The organism is Pantoea sp. AG702 (genome assembly GCF_003182295.1).
Classification (GTDB): domain Bacteria; phylum Pseudomonadota; class Gammaproteobacteria; order Enterobacterales; family Enterobacteriaceae; genus Pantoea; species Pantoea ananatis.
This window is the reverse complement of the sequence record NZ_QGTU01000013.1, coordinates 1-18643: the sequence shown is the minus strand read 5'-3', so window position 1 is coordinate 18643 and position 18643 is coordinate 1. Positions and strand designations below refer to the sequence as shown.

Here is an 18643-nt window from a genome sequence, read left to right as displayed (position 1 = left end):
CGCAGTAATCAGCCGCAGCAGGCGTTATGCCGGTATGGCTGCAGCACCTTTACCGCTTTCATTAGAAGACATCAACTCTTACCTCAGTCACGAGCCGCTGCTTATAGATCGCAATGAGTTCGATGCTGCTATTTTCGCACTGGATGACGCAGATCGTGATGAGTGGGAGAGAAAGCAGGAAAAGGCTCATTGAACCGGAGAGAAATATGGACGATGAAAGTAAAGATGGGGTTATTTTGTATAACCCCGATGGAACTATCCGCGCATATCTTCCAGTCCTCGAATAACTTCAATCAGCTCATGGAATGAGGAAGAGGACTTTTTGTTTTCGGGATCCATCCCTGTAGACTCTAAATAAGCTATGAGCTTGGATTTCATTTCAGGATTGTCTCTCCCCCACAAATCAACCAGTGCGGCAAAACCAACTTGAAGAGCCACAATCCTGCCTTCATCATCTGCATTTGTTTGAATTTTATGCATATATTCCTCAGAGGTAATCGATTGGTATGAAATGCTGTGTGCGCTCATGCCCCAAGCATGGATGGGCTGAGTGCTCAACATATCCTCTAAGGTAAATTGGTGAAATCCTGATAGATGATCAGTGCTTATGTTTTATGGCGTTTAAACTTGTTTAACGCCCGTTAGTAAGGTATGGTTTACTCCGCTTTAGGCTAGCGATGCTAGGGTTAGTTGGTAATCTTAATGCGCAGCTTTTTTGGCTACTCGTCCTCATGGTTATGTTTGTTTTTTTTGTTATCAAAAACTATCTAGCCACTGTTAGTCCTGAGGAAAAGGAGAAGCTTATGAATAAAAACACTTACGTATGGGTATTATCATTTTTTGACGCTGCAACTGCCGCCATGATGTGCTTTGTAGTCAATGCTGCCTGCGGTTCGACTCCGCTAACCTAAAGCCTCCTTAAAACCCGCTACGGCGGGTTTCTTGCTTCCCATTGCATCAATTTCCCTTTAGGATTACTCCTATGAAACCTCATGGGGTAATTAAATGGAACTGTTGGTGATTTGTGCGATTCTTGGATGTATACCTGCATCGATCGCAAAAGGAAAAGGTCGTAATTTCTTTGAATGGTGGCTTTACGGGGCGCTTCTTTTCATTGTCGCCCTCATTCATTCTTTGTGCATTGGTAAAGACTACAAAGCCATTGAGCAATCTCAGCTCAATGAGGGGCTGGTTAAGTGCCCTTATTGTGCAGAGGCAATCAAACCGGAAGCTGTAAAGTGCAAGCACTGCGGGAGCGATGTTAAATCTGCGCTCAACGACCAGCAGTCGGCAAGCTTTAAGCCTACAGATATGTCCTTTGATGCCTTTTTCATCCGTGGAAATGATGACTTTTCGCTTAACAGGTCCTCAGTTGATGAAATGATTTCTCGCATGAAAAAAGCAAGCCCCAATATGCACCCAAGCAATCTCAAAGAAAAGTACGAAGGGAGTGTAGATGAGTTGGTGAACCAACTTCCCAGTGCGGTTCGGCAAGAGTTTCGCAATTACTATTCATCCCAACTATAAAAGCAATGCAAACCTATAAACCTCGCTCCGGCGGGGTTTTTTTATGCCCGGAGAAAACATGGCCGAACAACAATCACGACTTGCAATAGTCATCGACAGTACAGGTGCACAACGCAATGCAGAAGGCCTAGCTGGCGCACTGACAAAGATGACGCAGGCCGGGCAAAAAGCGGCTGACACAGCTGGAAAGACAGCTAAGGCAACTGAGCAGGAAGCCAAATCACTTTCCGACCTCCTCGACAGGATTGACCCGGTAAACGCCGCATTGAACCGTTTAGACGATCAGCAGCGACAGCTGGCTAAGTTTCAGGCTAAAGGATTTATCGACACTGACACATTTAGCGAATACTCAAAAAAAATTGAGGATGCGCGAGGTCGGTTAACTGGGTTTGCCGACACTGCGGGCAAGGCTGGGATTTCATCCAAGCAAGCAGCCTATCAAATGCGCATGATTCCGGCCCAAATGACCGATATAGCTGTTAGCCTGGCAGGCGGTCAAAGTCCTTTTATGGTCTTACTCCAGCAGGGCGGACAGCTCAAAGACATGTTTGGCGGAATTGGCCCGGCAACAAAAGCTGTAGGAACTTATGTAGCCAGACTTATTAACCCCTTCACGCTTGCGGCAGGTGCGGTTGGCTTACTTGGATTGGCTTACCATCAAGGGAGTGAGGAGCAGGATGAATTCAATAAATCTCTTATTCTCACTGGTAACTTGGTGGGACAAACATCCGGCCAACTCGGAAGCATGGCCTCCAGAGTATCTGCCGTCACAGGCGCCACAACAGGCGCTGCCGCAAGCGTCCTTAATCAGCTAATATCCGCTGGCAAGGTAGCTAGCGGAGAGCTTGAACGAGTGACTGCAGCTATTGTTCAGACCAGCAAAGCTACCGGCATTGCCACAGACGAATTAGTTGGCGACTTCAATAAAATAGCAGCAGATCCAGTTGCTGCAATTTCCAGCCTGAACGATAAGTATCATTTTCTGACGCTGTCCACCTACAATCAGGTTAAGGCCTTACAAGAAGAAGGCAACCAGCAAGATGCTGCGCGGGTCGCCAGTGAAGCCTACTCATCAGCCATGCAAAAGAGGTCTGATGACATCAAGGCGAGCTTGGGTAGCCTGGAAACAGCGTGGAACTCCCTTACCGGTTCTGCAAGCAAAGCCTGGGACGCAATGCTCGGTGTAGGTCGAGAGCAAACTATTCAGGATAAGCTTGCCACGCTGAACGAAAATATAGCTGACGCACAAAAAAGGCAGGCCGAGGGCGGCATATGGAACAGGTTAGTTGCAAACAGCAATGGAACAAACCTGCAAGATATGATCCGCCAGCGTGACGAGCTTCAGGCGCAGGTTTCTACTGAAAGCACATTGACCGGCATCATTTCAAGCCATGATTTAGCTGAGCAGAAGCTGCTTAAGACGCAGCAAGAAGCTGATCGCTCTGGGCAGCAGTTAATGAGTAACTCGGAGCGGCGAGCCAAGGCAATTGATAAAGAGAATAGCTTCCTCAAAGCTGGTGCAATAACAGCAGAGGAATACTCTCGCCGAGTCTCACGCATCAACGATATGTATAAGGACCCGCAACAGCCCAAAGGGAAATCCTATACAGAAGACTCCGGCTCTCGAATGCTTGACCAGTTGCGCCAGCAGCAGCAGGTGCTAATGAGCCAGGCTGATACCGGCGAGAAGATTGGTGCTCAACAACAGGCGCTGATTAAGTGGGAGCAGCAACTTGCAGATATCAAGAGCAAGCAGACGCTTACCGCTGACCAGAAATCACTGCTTACCAGTGCAGACCTCATCACCTCTCAGCTGCAGCAGAATGCGGTGCTTGAGCGCCAGATTGAAACGCGCGAGAAGCTGCTTGCACTTGATAAAGCTCGTGCCGATATCACGCGCACAATCACCAACCGGCAGAATCAGTACGCTACGGACGAGCTATTCGCCGGCGGCGGTCTGAGCCAGAACGAACAGCAGCAGTACACGCAGCGCCTTTCTCTTGAGCAATCCTACAACGACAAAATCACACAGCTTCGCCAGAGCAGGGCTCAGGCGACGAGTGATATTGCCCGTGAGGAAATCGACCAGGAAATCCAGCTACAGCAGCAAGCCCTGCAAACTGAGTTAAGCAACTACGATGCTCATATGCAGCGCATGAATGACCTGCGTGGCAACTTTACTGCCGGCGCTAAGCGTGCATGGCAGGAATATCAGGACAGCGCTGCGAACGTATCTGCAATGTCTCAGCAACTGTTCAGCAACGCCATCAGCGGAATGGAAGATGCGCTGGTCAAGTTTGTGACAACCGGTAAGGCTTCATTCTCTGACTTCGCCAACTCTGTTCTTGCTGATATAGCCCGTATAGCTATCCGTCAGTCGCTGGTAGGGATTGGTGACAGCTTTGCCGGTGGATTTGGTGGCCTGTTCAGCAAAGGGGCGTCAGCCGGTCAGTCATTTGCCGTGCCTTCTTTCCGTCCTAATGCCAAAGGTGGTGTTTACGACTCACCATCACTCAGCGCCTACAGTGGCGGCGTATACGATTCGCCGAAATTCTTTGCATTTGCGAAGGGTGCGGGCGTGTTTGGCGAGGCTGGACCAGAGGCAATAATGCCACTGAAGCGAGGCCCGGATGGTTCACTCGGTGTCAGGATGGTGGATGGTGGTCAGTCAGGTAGCGCAAGGTCAGGTGATGTCATCATCCACCAGACGATTCAGGTCAGCGGCAGTGGAGATGCGGCACTGGAGCGCGCTATGGAAGAGGCTGCCCGCAAAGGTGCCACGGACGGGGCAAAACAGGCAAGGCAGGATATGTTGCAGGACTTCCAGAACCGGGGGCAGGGTCGCCGCCTGCTGGGTGTATAACACAGGAGTAAACAATGGCAGATGTACTGGAATGGCCCGGTCCAAATCCTTCCTCACTTAGCTGGCACCTCGAATCAAACACCAAAACATTCCGCTCCCCCTTCAATGGTGCATCTCAGACGGTACGCTTTCCCGGCTCCCGCTGGGCCTGTACCGTTGAGTATTCTGTGCTTGAAGAGGACCAGGCCAGAAAGATTGAGGCTGTAATTGCTGCACTGGATGGTGAGTACGGGCGGGTGAGGATTCGAGACTGGGGTCGTGACGGTAAGGCCCCGGCCGGAAATCCGGTTGTTTCTGATGCTGATCAGACCGGAGTAGCACTGGCAACAAAGGGATGGTCAGCAAACACGCTGGTTCTGAGAGCTGGTGACTACTTTACGGTTAACTCCGAACTGAAGAAAGTCACCGCTGATGTGACCAGCAACGCATCTGGCGTCGCGGTTATTCAGTTTGCGCCTATGCTACGTTCATCACCTGCCGCTAACGCTCCGCTGGAAGTGCAAAATCCCTGGGGTATATTCAAGCTAAAGGATAACTCTCAGGGACAAATCCGTCGCGCACCCGGCCTGATATCTTCGACGACTATCGAGTTTGAGGAGGCATTCTGATGATGTATTCACCCTTTTCTGACTCAATGGTTGACTGGCTTTCAAGAGATCGCGTGACGGTGGTCGTGGCCGCAAACATCCAGTTTGAGTCAGGAACCGCCTATGTGCATTCCGGCACAGGGACCATCGTGATAAACGGATTTGTCTATTACGGTATGGGACGCATGGGATCTGTCGATGATGTGAGCGAGACTAACACGACGAGCCCCACGCAGTTGAAAATGACGCTCTCCGGTCTGGATATGTCGCTCTTTGCCAAAACGCTGAATGAAAGGTGTGTAGGGCGAACTGCCGAAATCTTCCTTGTCGCTATCGACGATAACGGTAAGCCACAGGTTGCAGACCTCATATTCCAGGGGCGGGTATCCAGTACAGGTGCCACAGCAGGCGAGACGAATGCGCTGCAGTATACCGTGAGCAATATTTTCGATGACTGGCAGCGACCTTTCCCGGACCGCTATACGGATGAATCACACAGGGCGGCTCAGTCGGATGACCGTATCTTTCGTTACGTGGCGCAAATGGCAGACCGCTCGATTTTCTGGGGCAGCAAAAAGGATGCCCCGGGCTTTACCTATTCATGAGGTTTTATGAAACATCCAGACTGGCAGAAAAGACTCGTCACCGTAATCAAGGCCGCTGAAAAGCGGCCTTTTTCATGGGGTAAAAATGACTGCTGCCTGTTTGCTGCGGACTGTGTAGAGGCGATGTGTGGCGAGGACTTTGCAAATGAGTTTCGCGGTAAATATGACAGCGAGACCGGAGCAAAGAAAGCACTGTTGCGCGGCGGCGGATCCCTTGAGCGTGTGCTTGGCCGGTTTCTTGATGAGGTAAGTCCGACGATGATACAGCGCGGAGACGTTGCAGTTGTAGAGAATGCCGGCAGGCGTTGTGCCGGGGTGTTTTACGGCGGGTCTGTCTGGGTGCCGGGAGAGTCTGGGCTGGTTGGTCTGCGTGGCAATCTGTTAAGTGCATGGAGGGTGAGATAATGCCTGCTGCTATTCCAGTTGTGGCTGCTGTTGCCGGTGGTATCGCCGTGGCAAATGAGGCCTATGCTATCGCCCTGGTCATTACCGTTGCTGCGCAGGTTGCCTCTCAGGCGCTTGCTAAGAAACCAAGCCTCGATGGTTACAGGGATGCTCAGGAGCGCAAGCAGGTTCTGCGTGCGGCCGCCAGCGCAAAGACCGTGGTTTATGGAAGGTCACTTTCTGCAGGTACGCTTTTCTTTTCCGAAGAGCAGGAGGGTGATCAGACAGACGGAGAGCTTCTTCACCTCGCTATAACGCTGGCCGGTCATCCCATAACGAGCATTGGCGCTGTCTACCTTGGAGATGATGACATTTCCACATATGGCGATAAGGTTTCTTATGAAGTCCACATTGACCGCCAGACTGCTGATCCGTATATGCTTGAGAACGCGCCGTCATGGAAATCAGACATGATTGGCAGAGGGATAAGCTGGCTCAGGGTTACGCTCAAGTTTGACTCTGAAAAGTTTCCTTCTGGCATTCCCAACATCACGGTAGAGAAACTCGGTCGCAAGGTGTATGACCCGCGAAACGGTGCAACTAACTACAGCAACAATGCCGCACTTTGCATCCTCGACTATTACCGGAGTTACCTGAAGGTTCCTGACGCGGATATCAACTGGGACCAGTTTAAAGAAGCTGCAAATATATCTGATGAGATTGTCAGCGGCGCAGACGGACAGACAGAAAGACGATACACCATCAATGGCGAATTCGACATGAGCGAAAATAAAGCCAGTATCCTCGAATCTATGCTGTCTGCGTGTTCAGGCGAGGCCACTTACATCGCCGGAAAGCACGGCATTCTTGTGGGTGCTTATTACGGGCCAGCATCAGAGGTCATCAGCGAGAGTCAACTGGCTGGTGATATCGAGATCATGCCTGAGGTGTCACAGGCTGAGCGTGTTAACACTGTCAAAGGGACGTTTAATGACCCACAGCAACGCTTTGCAGAGGTAGATTTTCCGGCCGTATCAGTATCAGACTGGGTGGATGAAGACGGGGTGGAAATATCTCAGGACCTCAAATTGCGCTTTGTCACATCAGAGTTTCAGGCGCAGAGGCTTGCAGATATTAAGCTCAAGCGCACAAGGATATCACGGACGCTGAATGTCACGCTGAACCTGAGCGGATACCGCTATCGGCCGGGAATGTATGTCAAAGTTAACTTCCCTTCGCTGGGAATCATTAATGTCGAGATGCGCGTTACAGACTGGAAATTCGGCGTCCAGAATGGCGTCCAGCTAACGCTCAAGCAGGAAACATCTGAGGTATGGGGTGATGCGATTGGTAAGCCTATCGAGCGTCCACCTTTCACACAACTTCCTACTGATGGTGTTGCTCAGCCACAGAACCTCAAATACACAGTGGAAGAGATCGGCCAGGTTGTTCAGGGGATACTGTCTTGGCAGAACGTAGGGCAGTTCGCTTATAACCAGGTTTTAATCAAAAAAGACGGACAGCTTGTTCTTTCAGTTCAGGTTCCCGGCTCCTTTACGCGCCTTACCGGACTTGTCAGAGGCCTCTATACGGCCCATGTTGTTGCTGTGGGTTACAGCGGTGCGACATCACCAGAGGCTTTGCTTGATTTTAATATTGCTGCGCCAGATGCACCCAGCGCGGTAGATGTGGCTATGGGATATTTCCAGGCAACGCTGACACCCCGGATCCCTCAAATCCAGAATGTGTCCACTCAGTTCGATTTCTGGACATCAGGAGAGACACAGCTACCAAACAGCAATATCGATACTGTGGAGGGCAATGCCACAAGGCTGTACATGGGTAACCAGTACACTACTGATAACAATCTTCAGGTCGATCACACCTACCACTACTATGTCAGAACGATTAATGCATTTGGCAGCTCGGCATTTATTCATGTCAGTTTCGTCTACACATTTTCCTCTGCCGGATTGATCGATTATATCGATGCGGAATTGAGAAAAAGTGAGGCCATACAAAACCTCAATCAGTCAGCAGAAGATAATTATCAGGCCATTATCGAGAACGCCCTTACTAACGACGGAGATGTACAGCAAAAGTATAAATCTCTTGATTACATGGGTATGAAAATCACTGCCAGTTATACAGAGATAACAACTCTTATAACAAAAAATGATCAGGCCTACGCTCAGCAATTTTCGCAACTGAATGCGTCGTACAACAATATCAGCGCGACTGTTCAGCAGACATCCACAGCAGTAGCTGACATCAATGGTAAATTATCAGCGCAATGGGGTGTTAAGGTTCAGCTAAACCAGGCCAGCGGCAACAGAATAGTGGCAGGTATTCAGTTGGGACTGGAAGGTAACGGAGGCGCTGTCCAGAGCATATTTGCTGTGAGGTCGGATGTTTTTGCTGTTTACAACCCAAGCAATAATACTGAGACACTTGCCTTTGCCGTTAAAAACGGACAGGTATTTATATCTGAAGGCATCTTTGATTATGCATCTATTACGCTCGCCAAGATTGGTAGCTTTTATTCTGCAAACTACGTAGCAGGAAAGAGCGGAACTATCATGAGGAATGATGGAAGCTTTGAAATGTACGGAGACAATGGGAATTCTGGCGGCGTCGTTATTAATTCAACAGGAATATCCTGCTATGACACCAACGGAGTAGAGAGGACAAAGCTGGGGAAACTTTTCTAATGGCGACATACGGATTAAGAATAACGCCTGACGATGGCGGCAAACAGTTAATTCTGGATGGATCAACCCGATACGCCTCCTATCTTGGTACCGCGTCCGTGAAAACGCAAACGGCCTCATATGGTGGTTTCAAATCTCAGCCTGCTAACAGCAAGGTGTTAATCCTGCCAAGAAATGTTGTCAGGGTTGGGGTGGGAGACCAGTCAGGTCCACCGGTTCACTACATCTCTTCGATGAGCTTTAATGGGAGCTTAAACGTAAGTATAGATACCATTAAAGCAAATCAGTCCAGTGCATTCGACATAGGTAACATCGATGTTTACTCCATTCAGTATGCTGAAAACCCATCTTCGAGTTACGGGCTAAGAATTACCAATGGCGCAAACTTTATGGAGATTTCCGATGCATCGCTGTCAGGATTTGTTACCTTCAGAGGTGTTGTCGATATCAATGGTCAGTGGGATATACCGAGTAGCGTTTTAAATCTGGGAGGTAATTATATTGTTTTCGCCCGCTGGGGTAATACGTCAACGCCTTTATTCCTTGATAAAGATTCTAACTCTATAAGGACATATACTGCTTTTAGTTCGGTTAACGGCTCAGAGCAGGGCGGTTCAGTTACCGGCGTTCAGATAGTAATAGTGAGCAGTGGTTTTTCACCATCGCTTCCTGTATCGGGATACGGACTCGTAATAAGAAACGCGAGCGGTCAGGTTACCTACTCAAGCAAATATCCGCCTGTGATGTGGTCAGATGCCTATTATGACTTTGGGGGGTATTATGATACGTCTGATTCAACTGGTGACAGACAGGCATGGATAAGCCCGACCGGAAACGTTTCTCTTCCCATGATACCACTCTGTGTATTAGGCACTCAGCGCGGTGATTACACGCGATCAGGTACAACGTACAGCTACAGAAAAATGCTGCTGTCTGGAATGATGATGAACGGAAATAGTGTAACGACTTCGCGAGCGAAAACTACCGGCTCAGACATTCCCCTTTATACCTACCCAAGAGCAATGCAAATTGCATGTCAATTGCCCTGCATTGATGCATCTTATTACTTTTAGAGAAAATAAATATGGCATGGTACAGAACCGGAACGGTGCAATTAACCAAAGGCTCTACAACAGTAACAGGCAATGGTACAAACTTCACTGATTCTGCCGCAGGGGTTAACCCCGGAGATATGCTGATGGCAGGCGGAGCATTTATGGAGGTTGCTGGAGTTAACAGTGCAACAACATTAACTCTGGCGGTTCCTTCGGATGTTACCGTGCCGGCAGGCTCGCCATTTATCATTGTCACCAGCTTCCAGATGAGCAACAGCTCTCTGTCTAAAAAAGTAGCTGCAGCAATGGACCGTATACTGCAAAGCATCGCTAACTGGATGACGTTGCTGACCCAGACCGGAAACGTAACCATCACTCCATATGGTTCAGATGTCAGCTATTCCGGCAGAAGCTGGAAAGAGATGAACACGCAGATCGACAATAACGCAACAGCGACAAACGGAAAACTGGCAAAGTCTGGCAACCTGTCTGACGTTGCAGATGCCGCAAAGTCCAGAACCAATTTAGGTGTGGCCTACGGCACCGATGCTGGAACCGTTGCGCAGGGGAATGATGCTCGCCTTTCAACATTAGATGGTAAATCAGGCGGCACTGTTGTCGGAAACGTAAACATAGAAGGGACCGTAGTAAACTTCAGGTCGAACACTCCATCTGGTGGCTGGCCTTTCCTGCTGCGCTTCCTTGCTGGCCAGGGTAATAACGTTCCGTATGCTCAAATAAACCAAGAGCAGTCAGGGCAGCTAACGATATCAACCAACCTTTCTGGCACGGCTCGTTATTTTGCATTTAAGACAAACGGTGGCCTTGATGTGCCCGGCACGGTTACTTGCACATCCGTAGTCCAGACGTCGGACAGAAACAAGAAAGAAAATATCGTTAAAATAGAGGATGCTTTAGATAAAGTAGAAAAGCTAAATGGTTACACATTTGATTATATTGACGGGAAAATAGAATCAGCGGGGGTAATAGCGCAGGAGTTACAAGAGGTTCTGCCGGAAGTCGTCAAAAAGAATGTTGTCAGAACTCCAGTAAGGGATGAGATAGGACTGCCGACTGGTGAGTTTGATGAAGATACTTATCTCAGCGTGGACTACTCTGGACCTGTTGCGCTGCTGATAGAGGCCGTCAAAGACCTTAATTGCAAAATAAGTAAGCAGGATTTAATTATATCTGAGCTGCAAAAAAGGATTAAAGCGATTGACGGTCTAGATGCCTGAAAAAAAACCCGGCGACCGGGCAATAAATTTTCCGTTCCTCTCTGAGCAGGTTTACGGGGTGAGTGATTAAAGTTTAGTCTTTTAATCGGTACTCCTAAAAATAAAAACCCTTTCCCACCAACATCTTTACAAATATATCAACCGCAGTGGCTTGATCAAATTCATATGCTGATATTACTGTAAATATATACAGTAAAAATCGGAGGGTACAACAATGCCCCGTGACTATGAAATCATGATTGCCTTTCGTCAGGCTATTAAGCGTGACGTCGAAGGCCGCTACACACTCAGCACACTTGACTTCGTTCGTGAGCTTGATCGTCTGAACTGGCATTACACACTTCGTGCAGCCAATAAGTGGATTGAGACGCACACAACCACTTTTCGAGATATATCAACGTCTGAGGGTGAGGACCGCATATTTCAGGTGTTCAACCCGAATGGTGGCTTCTAATGTTCGCTCTGGTTGACGTAAATTCCTTTTACGCCAGTTGCGAAACGGTTTTCAGACCTGATTTACGCGGTAAGCCAGTAGTGGTTCTGAGCAATAATGACGGTTGTGTGATTGCCCGTTCGGCGGAAGCCAAAAAATTGCAGATACCCATGGGCGCGCCTTACTTCAAGCTTAAAAACGAATTCAGAAGATACAGAGTTCAGGTTTTCAGTTCCAATTACGCGCTCTACGCCGACATGAGTAACCGCGTTATGACTACGCTGGAGGATATGTGCCCGGCTGTGGAGATTTATTCAATTGATGAGGCGTTCATGTGCCTGGATGGCATGCAGCGCCTGACATCACTTGAAGATTTAGGGCGAAAGGTGCGCGCCAGAGTCAAACAGGACACTCACCTGACAGTTGGCGTTGGCATTGCGCAAACCAAAACGCTGGCAAAGCTGGCAAACCATGCTGCCAAAAAATGGACCAAGACAGGCGGCGTCCTCGATCTTTCGAATATTGACCGCCAGAAAAAATTACTCGCTCTGGTGCCGGTGGAGGACGTATGGGGCGTTGGCCGGCGAATCAGTAAAAAGCTAAATGCCATGGGTATCACTACTGCTAAAGACCTCGCTGAGCAGAGCACGTACATCATCCGAAAACACTTCAACGTCGTGCTTGAGCGCACCGTCAGGGAGCTTCGTGGCGAGCCCTGTTTAGAGCTGGAAGAATTTGCACCGACCAAACAACAGATAGTGTGTTCGCGATCGTTCGGCTCACGCATCACTGAATATATGGATATGCGTCAGGCTGTCTGCTCCTTTGCAGAACGCGCAGCAGAAAAGCTAAGGAAGGAGAGGCAGTACTGTAAACAGATAGCCGTCTTTGTCCGCACCAGTCCGCACGCTGAGGGCGAGGTATTTTACGGCAATCAGGCCGCAGGAAAGTTGCTGACACCCTCTAACGATACCCGTGACATTATCCGGGTTGCTATGGATTCGCTGGATCAGATTTGGCAGGACGGTCATCGCTACATGAAGGCAGGAGTCATACTGGGTGACTTTTTCAGTCAGGGAGTGTCTCAGCTTAACCTTTTTGATGAATACCGGCCACAGCATAACAGCGAGGCGCTAATGCGTGTAGTTGATGGACTAAATCAGAGCGGCAAGGCCAGTTTATTTTTCGCGGGACAGGGGATTGAAAAGTCATGGGATATGAAGCGAGAAATGCTTTCACCTGCATACACAACCAAGTTCTCAGACCTTCCGGTTGTTAAGTGATACTCAACATCTATCAGAGAGGTGATTATGACTTTGCCATGCAAGATTCTTGATTGTGATGAAGTTAGCTATGACCTGACTGGTGAGATACCTCATCCGAACCTAACTATGCGTATTGATACCCCGCTAGGCTTTGCGCTGGTTGACAGTTCCATCACTCCGGTGCCGGGCAACAAGGTTGCATGGCAGGTTGACGGCTACCCGATGGTTGGGAAGTACTTCAGAACGGGAATTGTGACAGAAGAAGGTGAGACGATTGACGGGGAATCACTGGAGGGTGTGGTGATGCTCGGTGTGGTGACGCACGAAATCCTGTCTGTTTATGAGGCTGACTGGATGCCGGTTTGAATCACAGGTTCGAATCTTTCCTGTGGCGCTGCTGTGTCGTAAATGTGGCGTCACAAGAAAAACACGAATTACCGTTAAGTGCACTCGATGACATTCAACGACACAAAGCCTGTTGCGAGCATGGATTTTGTGCGGTTAATCAGTGTGTTAAATTACGCTCTACTATCTTCTAAGCCGTAGGTCACAGGTTCGAATCCTGTAGGGCGCGCCACTTTCTCTTCTGTTTACATCCCTTAAAGTCTACTTTTCCCTTAAAAATCAGAACATAAATCTTTTAACTGGTCCATTTCGGTCCAAGGTCACCTATTGCGTTCTTATCCAATATGGGGGCACGATAGGGGGCATCGACAGGTTCAATGGAAATGATGCCCCCAAATGAAGCTAACAGCCCGACAAATCGACTCTGCGAAGCCCAAGGAAAAGTCATACAAACTTTCCGATGGCGGTGGTATGTATCTTGAAATATTTCCAAACGGAGCCAAAAGCTGGCGACTCAAATACCGTATAGCTGGTAAAGAGAAGCGGGTAGTGTTTGGGACATATCCGTTACTGAGCCTCGCAGAAGCCAGACAGAAGCGCTCAGAAGCTAAGAAGCTTCTCCTGGAAGGCGGAGACCCGAGTCAGCAGAAGCAGGATATCAAGGCTGCAAAAATTTTGGCTGTTAATAACAGCTTTGAGCTTATCGCTCTTGAATGGCATGAGCACAAGAAACCATCATGGTCAAAAGGTTATGCTACAGACATCCTGGAATACCTGAAGAAGGATATTTTTCCTCACATTGGCAAAAGACCTATTGCAGACATTAATGCAAAAGAGATGCTCGATGTTTTTCGCAAGATGGAGAAACGGGGAGTTCTGGATAAGCTAAAAAAAACCCGTCAGGCATGTCGCCAGATTTTTACCTATGCAGTGATTTCTGGCAGGGCTGAGCATAATCCCGTATCAGATTTAGTCGGTGTGCTCAAAGCACCCAAGCAAAAACATTTTCCACATTTGTCAGTGGCAGAACTGGGGGAGTTTCAAAGACAACTGGAGCAATATTCTGGTAGCAAAATTACTCAAATAGCTACTCAGCTTCTCATGCTAACTGGACTGAGGACGATTGAGCTTCGCTCAGCAGAATGGACTGAGATAGATTTTGAAAAACATCTTTGGCAAATCCCAGTTGCCCGCATGAAAATGAAAAGACCACACATGGTGCCATTATCTGATCAAGCTCTCAGGCTTCTTGATGAGTTAAGAGTGATTACTGGCGGATTCAAATTTGTTTTTCCCGGCAGAAATGACTCCCGAAAAAGCATGAGTGAAGCCAGTATCAATCAGGTAATCAAAAAAATCGGCTATGCAGGAAGGGCTACAGGACATGGCTTTCGACATACTCTAAGCACGATTTTGCATGAGCAAGGTTTTGATAGTGCATGGATTGAGACACAGCTTGCTCATGCCGATAGAAATACTATTCGTGGCACCTATAACCATGCTCAATATCTGGATAGGCGTCGTGAAATGATGCAATGGTATGCCGACTATCTAAATAAATTAAAAAATGAATCTAAGCTCGGAAAGGTGACGCAATGAAGGTGAACGAGATCAACATAGAGCTTCAGTCATGGTTCAACATTGAAAATTATCAGGATGTAGAAAAATTATCTTTGAGGGAGTTTTATAAAGAATTTCAAGTCAGGAGAAATATATTTGAAGGAATGGATTTCTTTGAAGGAGATGATACTACATTCGAAATGATCTTAGATGGAAAACCCTTAATCAGTCAAACAATGAATGTGGGTGAATTATCTAACTATAATAACAGCCATATTCATCAGGTAAGTTTTAGACATATTGAAAGTTTAAAGAGAACACTTGAGTGTTTTGCTCCTGATTCTTTTGTAAAAGGAACGGGAGAGCTTAAAAAAGAAATCAAGTATCAGCCAATAACTTCTATTATGAAAGATGTAATAAGAAAGGATAGTGATAATAGGCTGTTCATATCATTCGACATTAAAAATTCCTCTGATGAAGAAATTATAAATGCACTAAAAGTTATGCTTCCTGTTTGGAGGGACGATTATCAGGTCAAGGAAAGCAAAATTGAAAAATTTGGATTGGCTAAAATCATCAAGCTTATAGATTATCGAATACTACCCATGATGGACTTACTTCTGTGGGCCAAGTTTAAAAAAATAGCCTTAACGAATACCGTTCTATCAAGGATTCTTTACCCAAGATTAACAGATGAGATTCGAGGAGAAGAACAACTTAAGGAAACTGATCGTCCTTTAGCTGAGAAAGCATTGTCTGGAGAGACATGCAAAAGCATTGAGAATTTTATAAATAAAAACAATCATATGGAGGGAATTCCTCTTAGTGGACTCAGAAGTTTATTGTAAGGGATTTCATGTTTAACTTAAATTTGCAAGTGGGAGATGAAATTAATTTTTTTCCTCTCCCTTTTTTCCAAGCGATTAACGCATAGAATTCTATATACCAAAACTCCCTTCAATAGCCTATCTGCTGGGTATTAGTATCAACTCATCGAACAGACGAGGAGATACAATCATGAACACATCTACTACACAAACCACTCGACTCATCCGCTTACCTGAAGTGCTACATAAAACAGGTTACAAGAAAGCATGGATTTACCGATTGATTTCTGAAAATAGATTCCCCAAACCTATCAAATTAGGTTCAAGAGCTGTGGCTTTTATTGAGGCGGAGATCGATCAGTGGGTTTCTGACACCATCAACAATTCGAGAAAATCTGGATAGTAAGTATTCAGATCAACAACAACGACAAAGCGAGGACAATGTGGAAATCAAAGAATTCCTGAATATTGGAAACCTTTCAAGGCTTGTGGGTCAAGAAACCTTTGATAAGATTTTCGATGCTGAAGCTATTAGATTATTACCTATGAATACATTGAGTAAGAAATCTGTGGTTTGTTTAAGCTATTACCTCGAATATAGCCAACTACACCCATTCCATTTTTCATCAGAGTTAGATGAAGAGAGTCGAAATTATATTTATGAAAGCATACTGTCAGTGGTCAAATGTAATGAGCTACTGAGAGGATTATCAAAGGAAATCACTCAGAATGAAATTAATATCGCTGTAAAAAAGACTGAAAAGGGCGAAGACTATGTGTTGCTATGTGGCTTAAGTATTAAAAGAAGTATGCTCAACCATTATGTGGACACAATGCCGGATCTTCTGCCAGATGAAGATTCATTTATGACAGATGATATTGAACTTCTTAAGCTAAGCACTGAAGATATAACAAGAATTTTGCTGTGTGACATGTTGGAAAGAGAAGCATTGATAATTCATATGGGAGATGAACTCCGCAGTAAAGCTAAAGTTATTCAAGAGGAATACTGGAACGAAGTAGAAAATATTTACAATGGACGAACAACAATACAAATCACTATTTAAATGTCATCATTTTAAAAATGTAAAGTTTTAATATTAAAAAATAGTAAAATTTAACAGGATACTTTCCAAATTATTTTTTGGCGCCGCTGTATTACTTATGCAATAAGGCTTTATTAGTTTTTCTTCTTGAATCGGGTATGACTACAATAAACTAGCCGTACTGGTTTCTTTCACGTGAAAGAAATTTTTTTAAGTATCTAAATGGATTATAAATAAACCCAAAAATAACAAAATAAAATTGCAAAGTTTAAATCGATAAAATAATGATAAGCCGTAGTGATTACTAAATGTAAAGTTTTCGGAGGGTTATTATAATGTCATTCAAAATAAAAAAATTTGTTATGAGCAATGGAGAACGCGGTTGCTTAATTCTCAACAAAGAAACACTGCTACCAGTTTACTATCAGAACCTTTATCTCACAACTAATGTCAGGAACAGAAGTGCGACTGCATCTACGATGGAGATAGTCGCAACGAATCTACTTATCCTTAGCAATTTTATGGAAAGTAGGAAAATCAACATCATTGATAGGATTGAAACCAAGCGGTTCCTAAGTGTAGCCGAAGTCGATGACCTGATACGGTATGCAAAGCAACGATTCGATCAACAAAAAATCACGAATGTAAGATTACTAAAAGGAAAGCAGATTGCTACCAGAACTTTTAGTTACAGGATACACGTTTTTTCAAGCTATCTAAATTGGTTGTGCGGATTGATCCATTCTATGAAGGGAATCCATGCCAGATATGAAGTCGAAAGTTTCATTGAAAGCATAAAGGCGCACATCCCGCGAAATCGCTCACTCAGCATCAATGACAGAACTGACAAATCGATAAGTGAAGAACAAATAAAAACTCTGTTTAAGCTGTTGGAAGTCGGAGGGAGTCAAAACCCTTTTCAGAAGGAGGTTCAAGTGAGGAATAGGCTCATTTTTACCTTGTTACTGAATTGCGGATTGAGAGCAGGTGAGTTACTAAATCTTAAAGTAAATGATCTAAATCTTATAAATAACACACTGAGTATCTTCAGAAGACATGACTGCATTGAAGACCGGAGGCTAAATCAGCCATTAGTCAAAACCGGCGAAAGGATAATCCCATTGTCAGACGAGTTAGTGATGGAGATCTTCGATTACATACAAACTTGTAGAAGTAAAACCACTAAAAAGAAAAAACATGACTTCCTGTTTGTAACTCACAGCGCAGGTAAAACGGTAGGAGAACCATTATCTGTTTCAGCATATGAGAAAATAATTTCAACTATTAAAAAAGCAAGCCCGGAATTAAAGAGTTTATCGGGGCATAGATTGAGGCATTCATGGAACTATTTCTATTCAAATGAAATTGATAGTTCAAATTTGGAAATCAGTCGAAAATCAGGATTGAGATGCTATCTCATGGGGTGGTCAAAAGACTCTAAAATGTCTGAAAACTATAATTTCAAACATATATCAGAAAAAGAAAAAGAAGTTATTGGAAGAGTCTATGAATCTTTGAAAAAGATAACTGAGGGTCAATATAATGGAAACATGTAATCTAAGAAAAGAGAATCTGATTTTTGCAACGATGCAGGGATATAGCTTCAAGCTTTCTGATATCAAATGGCAATTAGATAAAGAGACTTGTATTTTCCCACATAAGATTGCCGACAAAATGCCAAAGTCAATGCGTATTGGTTACCTTACTACCTTGGCTTACTTTTCGGCTGAATACAGTGCAGGTTATACAAAAAACATAAACCAGATTTTTAGTCAATGGTTAGGGATGATAGACCTTAAGACGATAGATGCAAATGCGGTTTATCAATTTAATGTTAATTTAGGCCCTGAGAAAAACTACAAACTAAACTCTATAAAGAAGTTTCTAACGAAGTGGAAAAAGCTCGGTTATGTAGGAGTTGAAACCTCAGCTTTAACAATGCTGGAAAAAATAAAAGTTAAAACTAATTTGACAGGAGAAGCCGTCAAACGAAGAGATCCAAATAGTGGACCGCTAACTGGAGAAGAGCTGGAAGTCGTTCTTAAGAGTATCAGCAATTTGTTAAAAGAAGATAAAATTCCCATGTATCTTTATTGCTATGTTGACCTGCTCCCCGTTGATTAATACACCGTGATGTTAGTAATGTCTTCATAAGCCACATGAGGACATCCCCATGAAGAAGCGATTTTCCGACGAA

Annotated in this window: 19 protein-coding genes; 18 read left to right on the top strand and 1 reads right to left on the bottom strand. The window is 45.6% G+C overall.

Annotated elements, in window-relative coordinates; all coding sequences use genetic code 11:
• Positions 1–34 precede the first annotated feature (34 nt).
• The gene (locus tag DFO57_RS22640; protein WP_233255893.1) at positions 35–193 is read left to right on the top strand and encodes a hypothetical protein; all 159 of its coding nucleotides are present in this window, start codon (positions 35–37) and stop codon (positions 191–193) included.
• Between the two features lie 62 nt (positions 194–255).
• On the opposite strand, the gene DFO57_RS21985 is transcribed toward DFO57_RS22640, so the two are convergent.
• A complete protein-coding gene (locus DFO57_RS21985) occupies positions 256–480 on the bottom strand; it encodes a hypothetical protein (protein WP_146206697.1) in 225 nt (74 codons plus the stop codon).
• Between the two features lie 525 nt (positions 481–1005).
• Here DFO57_RS21985 and DFO57_RS21975 point away from each other — a divergent pair.
• The 17 genes from DFO57_RS21975 to DFO57_RS21900 all read left to right on the top strand — a co-directional run bounded on the left by DFO57_RS21975 (position 1006) and on the right by DFO57_RS21900 (position 18570).
• Positions 1006–1527 (top strand): zinc ribbon domain-containing protein, encoded by a 522-nt coding sequence (locus DFO57_RS21975; RefSeq protein ID WP_110015988.1) that lies wholly within the window; start codon positions 1006–1008, stop codon positions 1525–1527.
• 58 nt (positions 1528–1585) lie between these two features.
• The gene (locus tag DFO57_RS21970) at positions 1586–4390 is read left to right on the top strand and encodes a phage tail tape measure protein (protein ID WP_110015986.1); all 2805 of its coding nucleotides are present in this window, start codon (positions 1586–1588) and stop codon (positions 4388–4390) included.
• Between the two features lie 14 nt (positions 4391–4404).
• Positions 4405–4998, top strand: a complete 594-nt coding sequence (locus DFO57_RS21965; protein WP_110015984.1) for a hypothetical protein — start codon at positions 4405–4407, stop codon at positions 4996–4998.
• Positions 4998–5582 (top strand): hypothetical protein, encoded by a 585-nt coding sequence (locus tag DFO57_RS21960; RefSeq protein WP_110015982.1) that lies wholly within the window; start codon positions 4998–5000, stop codon positions 5580–5582. Before DFO57_RS21965 ends, DFO57_RS21960 begins: the two co-directional genes overlap by 1 nt.
• 6 nt (positions 5583–5588) lie before the next feature.
• A complete protein-coding gene (locus tag DFO57_RS21955) occupies positions 5589–5987 on the top strand; it encodes a hypothetical protein (protein WP_110015980.1) in 399 nt (132 codons plus the stop codon).
• Positions 5987–8677: a DUF1983 domain-containing protein gene (locus DFO57_RS21950; RefSeq protein WP_110015978.1), complete on the top strand. Its 2691-nt coding sequence runs from the start codon at positions 5987–5989 to the stop codon at positions 8675–8677. The genes DFO57_RS21955 and DFO57_RS21950 overlap by 1 nt, the downstream gene beginning before the upstream one ends.
• Positions 8677–9750, top strand: coding sequence for a DUF6453 family protein (locus tag DFO57_RS22635; protein ID WP_146206696.1), 1074 nt, complete (start codon positions 8677–8679; stop codon positions 9748–9750). The genes DFO57_RS21950 and DFO57_RS22635 overlap by 1 nt, the downstream gene beginning before the upstream one ends.
• Positions 9751–9761: 11 nt before the next feature.
• Entirely contained in the window at positions 9762–10970 is a 1209-nt protein-coding gene (locus tag DFO57_RS21945) for a tail fiber domain-containing protein (protein ID WP_110015976.1), read from the top strand.
• A gap of 214 nt (positions 10971–11184) precedes the next feature.
• Positions 11185–11424, top strand: coding sequence for a DNA polymerase V (locus tag DFO57_RS21940; protein WP_110015974.1), 240 nt, complete (start codon positions 11185–11187; stop codon positions 11422–11424).
• Complete coding sequence (gene umuC / locus DFO57_RS21935) at positions 11424–12686, top strand: translesion error-prone DNA polymerase V subunit UmuC (RefSeq protein WP_110015972.1); 1263 nt, start codon at positions 11424–11426, stop codon at positions 12684–12686. Before DFO57_RS21940 ends, umuC begins: the two co-directional genes overlap by 1 nt.
• Before the next feature lie 108 nt (positions 12687–12794).
• Positions 12795–13034 carry a phage repressor protein gene (locus tag DFO57_RS21930; protein ID WP_233255892.1) on the top strand — a complete coding sequence of 80 codons (240 nt, stop codon included), beginning with the start codon at positions 12795–12797 and terminating at the stop codon, positions 13032–13034.
• 375 nt (positions 13035–13409) lie between these two features.
• The gene (locus DFO57_RS21925; RefSeq protein WP_110015968.1) at positions 13410–14612 is read left to right on the top strand and encodes an integrase arm-type DNA-binding domain-containing protein; all 1203 of its coding nucleotides are present in this window, start codon (positions 13410–13412) and stop codon (positions 14610–14612) included.
• Positions 14609–15421, top strand: a complete 813-nt coding sequence (locus tag DFO57_RS21920; protein ID WP_110015966.1) for a DUF6387 family protein — start codon at positions 14609–14611, stop codon at positions 15419–15421. The genes DFO57_RS21925 and DFO57_RS21920 overlap by 4 nt, the downstream gene beginning before the upstream one ends.
• A gap of 169 nt (positions 15422–15590) precedes the next feature.
• Positions 15591–15803, top strand: a complete 213-nt coding sequence (locus DFO57_RS21915) for an AlpA family transcriptional regulator (protein WP_110015964.1) — start codon at positions 15591–15593, stop codon at positions 15801–15803.
• A gap of 40 nt (positions 15804–15843) precedes the next feature.
• Complete coding sequence (locus tag DFO57_RS21910; protein ID WP_110015962.1) at positions 15844–16467, top strand: hypothetical protein; 624 nt, start codon at positions 15844–15846, stop codon at positions 16465–16467.
• Positions 16468–16781: 314 nt separating this feature from the next.
• Positions 16782–18002 (top strand): site-specific integrase, encoded by a 1221-nt coding sequence (locus DFO57_RS21905; RefSeq protein ID WP_110015960.1) that lies wholly within the window; start codon positions 16782–16784, stop codon positions 18000–18002.
• Positions 17989–18570 carry a hypothetical protein gene (locus DFO57_RS21900; protein WP_233255891.1) on the top strand — a complete coding sequence of 194 codons (582 nt, stop codon included), beginning with the start codon at positions 17989–17991 and terminating at the stop codon, positions 18568–18570. The genes DFO57_RS21905 and DFO57_RS21900 overlap by 14 nt, the downstream gene beginning before the upstream one ends.
• Positions 18571–18643 lie beyond the last annotated feature (73 nt).